Here is a 10,891-nt window from a genome sequence, read left to right on the forward strand (position 1 = left end):
GCGGTCCGGAAGCCTCCTCGGGCTTACGCCCTGTGGGGTCTTCCCTGGCCACGCACATCCCGCAGGAGTCGGTGCCTTCCGCTCCAATCAACAGAGCGAGGATGTCGTATAGTTGCTCCCATTATAAGCAGATGTTCAGTGATCTTAGCAAATGAACACGCGGATGTCTGTCTTTTTTAATTTGAATTGAACCTGAACGATAACTAAATCACTTTACATAATATCCTATAAGGCAATAACGTAGCGGATGAAATATATGGAGACTCCTATGGGAACTAAAGCAAAGCTGAGACCCCGGAGGTCTTAGACCGAGGAGGCTCAGCAGCTTCCCATGGAAAGCGAAATATATTTCAAGAGCGGTGACTATGCTATAACCCTTGTTTAAGGCACTTTAAGTTGGATCATCTTTGAAGCTAAAAATAAAACACCCCACTACCTTCTTCAACAAAGCAATAACCCAGCGGATGAAATATGCGTAGACTCCTGCGTGAGGTAAAGCAGGGCTGAGACCCCACAGGGCCTAGACCGAGGAGGCTCAGCAGCTTCACGCGGAAAGCGCAGTATATTTCAGGAGCGGCGACTTTGCTATAACCCATGTTTAAGGTACTTGTTTTTCAAGATTGGTAAGTAATCTCCAAAAGAAAAAGAAGCGCATCGTCATGCGCTTCTCTCTCATACATTTATTACTTCTTTAAGTTGTAGAATGCACTGCGGCCGCCGTATTGAGCAACGTTAGCCAGCTCGTCTTCGATGCGTAGAAGTTGGTTGTACTTCGCTACGCGGTCTGTACGAGAAGGTGCACCTGTTTTGATTTGTCCAGCATTTGTCGCAACAGCGATGTCAGCGATTGTAGCATCTTCTGTTTCACCAGAACGGTGAGAGATAACTGCTGTGTAACCAGCACGCTTCGCCATTTCGATTGCTTCAAACGTTTCAGTAAGTGTACCAATTTGGTTCACTTTGATTAGGATTGAGTTACCAATTCCTTTTTCAATACCTTCAGAAAGCTTTGTTGTGTTTGTAACGAATAGATCGTCACCAACAAGCTGTACTTTACCGCCAAGACGATCTGTTAACAGCTTGAAGCCATCCCAGTCGTTTTCGTCTAAGCCATCTTCAATTGAGATGATTGGGTATTTAGATACAAGCTCTTCATAGAATGAAACCATTTCTTCTGAAGAAAGAACTTTACCTTCGCCAGAAAGATGGTATTTACCGTCCTCTTTGTTGTAGATTTCAGAAGCAGCAACGTCCATTGCAAGAACAACTTCTTCACCTGGCTTGTAACCAGCTTTTTCGATTGCTTCAATGATTGTTGAAAGTGCTTCTTCATTTGAAGATAAGTTAGGAGCGAATCCACCCTCATCACCTACAGCTGTGTTGTAGCCTTTGCCTTTAAGAACAGCTTTTAGGTTATGGAAAATTTCAGCACCCATACGTAGTGCTTCTTTGAAGTTTTCAGCACCGATTGGCATAACCATGAATTCTTGAATATCAACGTTGTTATCAGCGTGCTCACCACCGTTGATGATGTTCATCATTGGAACAGGAAGCTGCTTCGCGTTGAATCCGCCAAGGTATACGTATAAAGGTACACCTAATGCTTCAGCAGCAGCATGAGCTACAGCCATAGATACACCAAGAATTGCGTTAGCGCCTAATTTAGATTTGTTTTCTGTACCATCAAGCTCGATCATTAATTGGTCGATACCAAGTTGATCTAGAGCGTCAAAGCCAATAAGTTCAGGAGCAATAACGTCATTTACGTTATCAACTGCTTGAATAACTCCTTTACCCATGTAGCGCTCGCCGCCATCACGTAATTCAACTGCTTCATATTCACCAGTAGACGCACCGCTTGGTACAAGCGCACGGCCCATCGCACCAGACTCAAGATATACTTCTACTTCTACTGTAGGATTACCACGTGAGTCAAGGACTTCGCGTGCGTAAACATCTGTAATCATTGTCATAATGTAGTCACTCCTTAAAATTTAAAATAGTTTCTTTCCAGTCATTTCGTTTGGCTGAGAGCCGCCTAAGAGGGCAAGTACTGTAGGAGCTAAATCAGCTAAAATTCCATCTTCACGTAATGTGAGACCTTCTTGTGTCACAATAACAGGCACTCGGTTTGTAGTGTGCGCAGTCATTGGCTTATTATCAAGCGTTGTGACTTCATCGGCATTACCGTGGTCCGCAGTAATGACAGCCGCTCCGCCTTTAGCAATGATTGCATCGACTATTTTACCTAAGCACTCATCCACCGTTTCTACAGCCTTAATTGTCGGTTCAAGCATGCCTGAGTGTCCGACCATATCAGGGTTTGCAAAGTTAAGGATGATCGCATCGTGCTTGTCTGCTTCAATATCTGCTAAGAGTGCGTCCGTTACTTCATAAGCACTCATTTCAGGTTGAAGATCATACGTTGCCACTTTAGGAGAATCAATTAAAATACGTTCTTCTCCTTCAAATGGCTCCTCACGTCCGCCGCTGAAGAAAAACGTCACATGTGGATATTTCTCTGTTTCGGCGATACGTAATTGTTTGTAGTTTTGTTGTGCTAATACCTCACCTAATGTGTTATCTAGGTTTGTTGGTTTAAACGCCACATAACCGTCGACTGTCTCACTAAAGTGCGTCATACACACATAGTGAACGCCTGTTGGGTGAGCTGGTCCACGCTCAAACCCACGGAAGTCTTCGTTTGTAAAAACTTGTGACATTTGAATCGCACGATCCGGACGGAAATTGAAGAAAATCACCGCGTCATCATCTTGTACCGTACCCACTGGTGTACCGTCTTCATTCGTCATCACAGATGGAATGACGAACTCATCATGGATTCCGTTTTCATAACTGTCTTTTAACAGCTCAATCGGATCTTGATAAGCTGGTCCTTCGCCATAAACCATTGCGCGGTATGACTTTTCAACACGATCCCAGCGACGGTCACGGTCCATCGCATAATAACGCCCGTGCAGGCTGGCAAGTTGGCCTGTTCCGAGCTCGGTTAATTTCTTCTCAAGCGCTTCAATGTAAATTTCGGCTGATGTTGGTCCGACATCACGTCCGTCTAAGAATCCGTGAACGTACACTTTCTCTACTTGTTCACGTTTTGCTAGTTCAAGAAGGGCAAATAGATGATCGATATGACTGTGAATACCACCATCTGATAATAACCCATAAACATGAAGTGCGCTATTCTTTCTCTTCACATGCTTGATTGCTTCGTGGAAGGTCGCGTTTTCAAAGAAATCTCCTTCACGAATAGAAAGGTTCACACGAGTTAAACTTTGATACACAATACGGCCAGCACCAATGTTTAAGTGGCCTACTTCTGAGTTCCCCATTTGTCCCTCAGGTAATCCAACTGCCTCACCAGCTGCCTCAAGTGTCGCATGCGGGTACTTGTCCCAATAACGATCAAAGTTTGGTTTTTTTGCTTGTGCCACTGCATTTCCTAACACTTCATCGCGCATGGCGAATCCATCAAGGATAATGAGTGCTACTGGCTTCTTGCTCATTTACCTGCCTCCAAAAGCTCAAGAAATGATTTTGGCTCAAGGCTAGCTCCGCCAACAAGTGCCCCGTCAATATCAGCTTGCGCCATGTACTCTGCAATATTTGCAGGCTTCACGCTGCCGCCGTATTGAATACGTACTGCATTTGCAGCATCCTCTGAGAAGTTAGATGCTACTACTTTACGGATGTATGCACATACTTCGTTTGCATCTGCTGCTGAAGAAGATTTGCCTGTTCCGATTGCCCAGATTGGCTCATAAGCAATAACAGTTTCTTTTACTTGATCTTCTGTGAGGCCGCTAAGACCTTTTTCTACTTGCTCGCGAACAACATCATTTGTTTTTCCAGCTTCACGCTCTGCGTCTGTTTCACCGCAGCACATGATTGGCACTAAATTGTGTTTGAACGCAGCATGTACTTTTTTATTAACTGTTTCATCTGTTTCAGCAAACATTTCACGACGCTCAGAGTGACCAATGATCACATAAGCTACGTTCATGTCTTGAAGGGCAACAGGGCTGATTTCGCCTGTAAATGCGCCACTCTCTTCAAAGTGTACATTTTGTGCTCCTACTTTAAGGTCTGTGCCGTTTGTCTCAGATACGAGACTTTCAAGAAATAAAGCAGGTGAGCATACTACTGCATCTACTTCACTGTTAGCAGGAACGTTTGATTTTACTTCTTGGACAAATTGTTTTGCTTCGCCAAGCGTTTTATTCATTTTCCAGTTACCTGCGATAATTGGCTTACGCATGTGAACCACCTCGTCCTCGTATTATTTTTCGTTTAATGCAACGACGCCCGGAAGTTGTTTTCCTTCCATGAACTCAAGGGATGCTCCGCCGCCAGTAGAAATGTGACTCATCTTATCTGCTAAGTCAAATTTCTCAACAGCTGCAGCAGAATCTCCGCCGCCGATTACTGAATAAGCATCACTTGTTGCAAGAGCATCAGCTACTGCCTTTGTTCCATTTGCAAATACGCTTAATTCAAATACTCCCATTGGTCCATTCCAGATCACAAGCTTCGATTCCTCGATTACGCTGCGATATGTATCACGTGTTTTCGGTCCGATATCTAGCGCTTCCCAATCAGCTGGAATCGAATCAATATCTACTACCTCTGTATTTGCCTCTTCTGAGAAATCATCAGCGACAACCACATCTTCTGGCATGTAGAATTTCACGCCTTTTTCTTTCGCCTTATCCATAAATGACTGAGCCAAGTCAATCTTATCTTCTTCTAGAAGCGACTTCCCTACTTCATGACCTTGAGCTTTGACGAATGTATAAGCAAGGCCTCCGCCAATGATTAAGTTGTCTACTTTTTCTAGAAGATTATCAATCACACCGATCTTATCTTTTACTTTCGCACCGCCAATAATCGCTGTGAAAGGACGCTCAGGATTAGATAATGCTTTGCCAAGTACATCAAGTTCTTTTTCCATAAGAAGGCCGGCAACTGCAGGAATGTGTTTCGCAATTCCTTCTGTTGAAGCGTGAGCACGGTGAGCTGCGCCAAAAGCATCATTCACATACACATCAGCCAGGCTTGCAAATGCCTTAGCTAGTTCTGGATCATTTTTCTCCTCACCAGCATAGAAACGAACATTCTCAAGCAATAACACATCACCATCTTGCAGGCTGTTTGCAGCGGCTTCCGCTTCTGCACCATGCGCTTCGTCTACTTTTTTGACATCTTTACCAAGAAGCTCTCCAAGACGAGCAGCAACTGGTGTTAAACGAAGTTCTTCTACTACCTCGCCTTTAGGACGGCCAAGGTGGCTTGCAAGAATTACTTTTGCCCCTTTTTCTACTAAGAACTCAATCGTAGGAAGTGCTGCACGAATACGAGTCTCATCAGTGATTTCGCCATCTTTCATCGGAACATTAAAGTCCACACGGCAAAATACCTTTTTTCCCTTAAGATCAATGTCGCGAACGGTTTTTTTGTTCATCAGATCGGACCTCCAGTCACATTCTACTCTCTATACTTGACAGCGGAAAGGGGAGTTAGTACTCATACTCTCCTCCCCCATTGCTATCTTATTTGATTATAGTCCTTGTTTAGCGATGTATTCAACAAGATCTACAACACGGTGTGAATAACCTGATTCGTTGTCATACCAAGAGATGACTTTAACCATGTTGCCTTCCATAACCATTGTTGATAATGCATCAATTGTAGAAGAAGCTGGGTTACCGTTGTAGTCACCAGATACAAGCGGCTCTTCGCTGTATGCTAGAACTCCGTTTAAAGCACCAACTGACGCTTCTTTGAATGCTGCATTTACATCTTCAGCTGTTACTTCTTGATCAAGTTCAGCTACAAGGTCAACTAATGATACGTTTGGTGTAGGAACACGCATAGCACCACCGTTTAATTTCCCTTTAAGTTCAGGTAATACTAATGCAACTGCTTTAGCAGCACCTGTTGTTGTAGGAATGATGTTCTCTGCTGCCGCACGAGCACGACGATAGTCTTTGTGCGGAAGGTCAAGAATTTGCTGATCATTTGTATATGAGTGAACTGTTGTCATCATACCGCGGCGGATACCGAATTTGTCGTTAAGAACTTTTGCAAATGGTGCAAGACAGTTTGTTGTACAAGATGCGTTAGAGATAACGTGGTGGCTTCCTGCATCGTACTTGTCTTCGTTAACACCCATAACAACTGTGATATCTTCATCAGATGCAGGAGCTGAGATGATTACTTTCTTAGCGCCAGCTTCGATGTGCTTCGCTGCATCTTCACGCTTAGTGAAGAAGCCAGTTGATTCTACTACTACTTCTACTCCACGATCGCCCCAAGCAAGCTCAGCTGGGTTACGCTCAGCAGATACGTTGATTTCTTTTCCGTTTACAACTAATGCGTTGTCTTTCACTTCGATTTCTACATCAAGTACACCGTGTACTGAATCATACTTTAGAAGGTGTGCAAGCATGTTTGCATCTGTAAGGTCATTGATTGCTACAACCTCAACGTTCGGATTATTTAATGCTGCACGGAATACGTTACGTCCAATACGACCAAAACCGTTAATACCAATTTTTGTTGCCATGATAAAATTCCTCCTAGTAGTAAGTAAGTTTTTGATAAGAAATACTAAAGTAACTAGCATCCTATCTATATCAAAAAGGGCGTTACCCTTTTATCTACCATCATTATGTTTACTCGATTATGCTTTACTCAATTTCAAGCAATCGTCTTGCTGCAGACTCATCTGTAATCAGCACATCGCTTGGGCGGTATTTCATGTAAGCAGAGATGGCCTCTGCCTTAGATTCTCCCCCAGCAACGCTTATCACATACTTGTTATCTAACTCATCAAGCTGCAGGCCGATTGTACGCTGTTTGTGAATAATGTCACCTTCACGGTTAAAGTAGTAGCCAAATGCTTCTGCTACCGCTTGTTCCCGCTCAATCTTCTCGATAAACGTGCTCTTAGATCCTCGGCGTGACGCCATTGTATTGGCTTCACCTATTCCGTGAATAACCACACGGGCTGATTTAATCAGCTTTAGGATATCCCCGATTGAAGGCTCTAATACAAGAGAAGAATAAGCTTCTTCACTTAGTTGGTCAGGAACGTGAAGCAGCCTGTACTGAGCCCCTGCTCTAGTTGCAAGCTCGGCGCTGATTGTATTGGCTTGATTTTCTACGTTCTCACCTAATCCACCGCGTGCCGGCACAAACGTGACATCTCGCATTCCTGCATCAGGCGTCATCATTTCAGCAACAGCGGCTAGTGTGGTTCCTCCCATTACAGCAATAACATCGCTTGGTTCGCGTTTGGCTTTCAGCTCAGCCACACTTGCACGTCCAAGTTCATGCTTTACCCAATGGTCTTCATCACTATTTCCAGCGACAACTAATACCTTTTTCACACCAAGCTTATACTCTACTTGCTCTTCAAGATTTCTAAGACCAAGCAATTCTTTCATTACATCTTCCAGCTGGTAAAAAAGCGCCTCTCCAGAAGGTGTAACCGTCATTCCTGATGTGGCAAAGTGAACGAGTCCTTGGTCTTTTAAAAACGTCACTTCTGTTCTCAGCACTCGCTCTGACATTTGCAGATTTGTGGATAAGCTTCTTCTACCAATCGGCTGCATCAAACGAATGTACTGGAGAATTTTGAAACGTTTTACCATAACATCGAGCAAGTCTGGTAATAATTTTTGCTGAATATCTAATAATACTCGCATCACACAAAACTCCTCATTCGTTACTCACATAAAATTCCTATCGGGTTATTTTGTGTCCCGCGCAGTCATTTTACGTCCCGATATGGGTAAAAAAAGATCAAATCCTTATCTTCACGTTCATTTTAACAAGGATATGATCTTGTTACAAGCGATATTTACCCAATTATCTGAAGTAAACGTTTTCTTATTTTTTCTTTTGATAATTGCCCGTAATCAATTTCTTCGATGCCTTCTTCTGTTTGCACCGCTGCAACTGGAATCATCAGTTGATAATTCAACAGCAGGTCATCGTCTTTATAAATATCCACTACCGATAACTCAAAAGGAAGCTCTTCTTTTAGTTCTTGAAGCATCTGCTCCCCTTTATCACAAAGCGGGCATTGCTCTTTCGAATACATTACTACTTGTAGCATGCGTCACTATTCATCTCCTATTCATACCTCTTGCGCTTTGAGGAAGACAGAATCCCAAGCTCATCTCTGTATTTCGCAATCGCACGGCGAGATACAGTAATTCCTTTTTCACTCTCAAGCCATGTGACAATTTTTTGGTCTGATAATGGCTTTTGCTTCGATTCACCTGCAATCAGCTCTTTGATCAACTCTTTGATTGATTGACTGGAGGTCGATTCTCCGAAGCCGTTCTTCACACTTGATGTAAAGAATGCTTTCAGCTCATACAGCCCGCGCGGTGTCTGCGCGTATTTATGAGTGGTTGCACGGCTGACAGTGGACTCATGCATATCAATTTCTTCAGCAATATCCTTTAGTGTCAGCGGCTTCAATACCCCGCTTTTTGATTCAAAGAAATCGCGCTGATGACGGACAATCGCTTCGGCTACTTTTTTAATCGTCTGTTGACGCTGTTCAATACTTTTTAGAAGCCATTGAATCTGTTGATACTTTTGCTTAGCATATTCAGTCACTTCCGCTTGATTCGAACGATGCAGAAGCTGTTCATAATCACGGTTAAGCCTGATTGGCGGCAAGGAGTCATCTATTAACTGCACGACTAACTCACCATTCTTCCATGTAATTGAAAGATCCGGTATCAAATAATTCGTAGGCTCCCCTGAGTACTGGGTGCCCGGACGCGGATCTAGTGTTTGAATTAAGTCGTACACATCTTGGATATCACTCATTGTCACATCTAATTCAGCCGCAAGAGTCTTCCATTTTTTAGAGGCAAGATCCTCCATATGCCGAGAAACAATGATTTCAGCCAATGGCGCTTTATTTGAAAGATGCTTGAGCTGCAGGAGAAGACATTCCGAAAGAGATCTAGCACCTACCCCGGCAGGTTCAAAGCTTTGCAAAATACGCAAAACATCTTCTCCCTCTTCTGTCGAGATCGCTAAATCACTGCACACCTCTTCAAACGGGCGGCAAAAGTAGCCGTCTTCTCTCAAGCTGAAAATAAAATAATGAAGCTGACGCTCAAGTTCTTCCGATAAAGCAATCTCCCCAGCTTGGGAAACTAAGTGCTCACTCAAACTTTTATGGTCAACAAGGGCATAGTCAATAGGCGATGCCTCGTCTTCACTCTTTCTAGTGCTACCGGACCTCGGTGCCGGTGCCCCTATATATGAAGATTCGCTCCCCGCTTGCATAGAAGCTTGATCTTGTAAGTCAATTAATGGATTCTCAAGTGCCTGTTCATGTATGAAGGCGGACAAGTCTGTTGTGGAGTACTGCAACAAATTAATCGCCTGGCGCAGCTGCTGCGTCATAATTAATGTTGTTGTCTGCTGTTGAAAAAGACCAAACTGCATAAACTTCCTCCTTCCTTCCGTAAAAGTATCATACCATAAAAACCAGATATGTGAGACGCGTTGTAAGCGCTTACTAAAATAGTATGAATACAAATAAAAATCAGACCAACTAAAGCCATTATACTACAGAAAAGTTAAGACGTCTCGTTTATGAGCGACTAGTCTTGATGGCCGTCAATTAGAAGTCCGGGCTTGACTTCGTTTGACGGACGGAAAGAACCTCGAGCGAATAGACGTCGAAACTAGACAAGAAAAGTGAATTTGGCTCGTTAAGGTATGAAGGTGGTGGAGCTTTGGCAATGAGAAGTCCGCTCTTGACTTCGTTTGACAAAGTGAAGCATCCGAATACCTGAGCCAATGAGCTAGACAAGAAAAGTGGAGATGAGTGTTCTGGTATGTAGAAAAATTAGAGGAAACAATATGAAGTCGCTCTTTGACTTCTTTTAAGACCAGCCAAAAGCATTCCACGTTTGAACTACTTTAAATTCGGCTATGATGTAAGAAGGGTTTAAGCACCAACATAGGGAATAGTATGTAATAGAGGAGGCAAAACATTTGACCTTCTTTGACCTATTAGGTATGATGTACATATATTTAAAAAGCCGTTCGTACATAAGAAACTGTTTACCAAACGGCGGCAAGACAGCTAGAATCAGCCTAATGATTTTAGAACAATCCATTATAAGGAGGAACTGATTATGAACTTAATTCCTACAGTTATTGAGCAGACAAACCGAGGTGAGCGTGCTTATGACATCTACTCTCGCCTACTTAAAGATCGTATCATCATGCTTGGTAGTGCAATTGATGACAACGTAGCAAACTCTATTGTTGCTCAACTTTTATTCCTACAAGCAGAAGATCCAGAAAAAGATATTTCTCTTTATATTAACAGCCCAGGTGGTTCGATCACAGCTGGTATGGCGATCTATGATACGATGAACTTTATCAAGCCAAAAGTATCAACTATTTGTATCGGTATGGCAGCTTCTATGGGGGCATTCCTTCTTGCTGCTGGTGAGCCTGGCAAACGTCTTGCTCTTCCAAACAGTGAAGTTATGATTCACCAACCGCTTGGCGGAACACGCGGGCAAGCTTCTGATATCGAAATCCATGCTCGCCGCATTATTGAAATGCGCGAAACATTAAACAAAATTCTTGCTGAGCGTACAGGTCAACCATTAGAAGTAATCGCACGCGACACAGACCGTGATAACTTTATGACTGCCTCAAGAGCAAAAGAATACGGCTTAATTGACGAAGTCATTTCTTCACCAAAAAAATAAGCACAACAAGAAAACCACCCGGCATTTTAAAATGTACCCTATAGAGTAGACACTTAAAAAAAGTCTACCTATAGGGTACTTTTTTGTATAATAAATAACATTACTAC

The 10,891-nt window shown here is 43.1% G+C and carries 9 protein-coding genes; 1 reads left to right on the top strand and 8 read right to left on the bottom strand.

Annotation, left to right across the window (positions count from 1 at the left end; translation table 11 throughout):
- Positions 1-683 precede the first annotated feature (683 nt).
- The 8 genes from eno to rpoN form a co-directional block, all read right to left on the bottom strand.
- Positions 684-1,973 carry a phosphopyruvate hydratase gene (gene eno, locus A33I_RS14585; RefSeq protein WP_022629078.1) on the bottom strand — a complete coding sequence of 430 codons (1,290 nt, stop codon included), beginning with the start codon at positions 1,971-1,973 and terminating at the stop codon, positions 684-686.
- Positions 1,974-1,994: 21 nt separating this feature from the next.
- Entirely contained in the window at positions 1,995-3,524 is a 1,530-nt protein-coding gene (gene gpmI / locus A33I_RS14590; protein WP_022629079.1) for a 2,3-bisphosphoglycerate-independent phosphoglycerate mutase, read from the bottom strand.
- Positions 3,521-4,276 carry a triose-phosphate isomerase gene (gene tpiA / locus A33I_RS14595; protein ID WP_022629080.1) on the bottom strand — a complete coding sequence of 252 codons (756 nt, stop codon included), beginning with the start codon at positions 4,274-4,276 and terminating at the stop codon, positions 3,521-3,523. Before tpiA ends, gpmI begins: the two co-directional genes overlap by 4 nt.
- A 21-nt stretch (positions 4,277-4,297) precedes the next feature.
- Positions 4,298-5,479, bottom strand: coding sequence for a phosphoglycerate kinase (locus A33I_RS14600; RefSeq protein WP_022629081.1), 1,182 nt, complete (start codon positions 5,477-5,479; stop codon positions 4,298-4,300).
- Positions 5,480-5,575: 96 nt separating this feature from the next.
- On the bottom strand, positions 5,576-6,583 hold the full coding sequence (gene gap, locus A33I_RS14605) for a type I glyceraldehyde-3-phosphate dehydrogenase (protein WP_022629082.1): 1,008 nt from the start codon (positions 6,581-6,583) through the stop codon (positions 5,576-5,578).
- 124 nt (positions 6,584-6,707) lie between these two features.
- A complete protein-coding gene (locus tag A33I_RS14610; RefSeq protein WP_022629083.1) occupies positions 6,708-7,727 on the bottom strand; it encodes a sugar-binding transcriptional regulator in 1,020 nt (339 codons plus the stop codon).
- A 155-nt stretch (positions 7,728-7,882) separates the two neighbouring features.
- The gene (locus tag A33I_RS14615) at positions 7,883-8,140 is read right to left on the bottom strand and encodes a glutaredoxin family protein (protein ID WP_022629084.1); all 258 of its coding nucleotides are present in this window, start codon (positions 8,138-8,140) and stop codon (positions 7,883-7,885) included.
- Between the two features lie 17 nt (positions 8,141-8,157).
- Positions 8,158-9,498, bottom strand: a complete 1,341-nt coding sequence (gene rpoN / locus A33I_RS14620) for an RNA polymerase factor sigma-54 (protein ID WP_022629085.1) — start codon at positions 9,496-9,498, stop codon at positions 8,158-8,160.
- Between the two features lie 698 nt (positions 9,499-10,196).
- Here rpoN and clpP point away from each other — a divergent pair.
- A complete protein-coding gene (clpP, locus tag A33I_RS14625) occupies positions 10,197-10,784 on the top strand; it encodes an ATP-dependent Clp endopeptidase proteolytic subunit ClpP (protein ID WP_012960397.1) in 588 nt (195 codons plus the stop codon).
- Positions 10,785-10,891 lie beyond the last annotated feature (107 nt).

It is taken from the genome of Alkalihalophilus marmarensis DSM 21297, assembly GCF_000474275.2.
GTDB lineage: Bacteria > Bacillota > Bacilli > Bacillales > Bacillaceae_D > Alkalihalophilus > Alkalihalophilus marmarensis.

What these genes read in the sequence shown, in the direction of transcription:
- eno (WP_022629078.1), bottom strand. Translation starts at nt 1,973, where the DNA reads ATGACAATGATTACAGATGTTTACGCACGCGAAGTCCTTGACTCACGT.
- gpmI (WP_022629079.1), bottom strand. Translation starts at nt 3,524, where the DNA reads ATGAGCAAGAAGCCAGTAGCACTCATTATCCTTGATGGATTCGCCATG.
- tpiA (WP_022629080.1), bottom strand. Translation starts at nt 4,276, where the DNA reads ATGCGTAAGCCAATTATCGCAGGTAACTGGAAAATGAATAAAACGCTT.
- A33I_RS14600 (WP_022629081.1), bottom strand. Translation starts at nt 5,479, where the DNA reads ATGAACAAAAAAACCGTTCGCGACATTGATCTTAAGGGAAAAAAGGTA.
- gap (WP_022629082.1), bottom strand. Translation starts at nt 6,583, where the DNA reads ATGGCAACAAAAATTGGTATTAACGGTTTTGGTCGTATTGGACGTAAC.
- A33I_RS14610 (WP_022629083.1), bottom strand. Translation starts at nt 7,727, where the DNA reads ATGCGAGTATTATTAGATATTCAGCAAAAATTATTACCAGACTTGCTC.
- A33I_RS14615 (WP_022629084.1), bottom strand. Translation starts at nt 8,140, where the DNA reads ATGCTACAAGTAGTAATGTATTCGAAAGAGCAATGCCCGCTTTGTGAT.
- rpoN (WP_022629085.1), bottom strand. Translation starts at nt 9,498, where the DNA reads ATGCAGTTTGGTCTTTTTCAACAGCAGACAACAACATTAATTATGACG.
- clpP (WP_012960397.1), top strand. Translation starts at nt 10,197, where the DNA reads ATGAACTTAATTCCTACAGTTATTGAGCAGACAAACCGAGGTGAGCGT.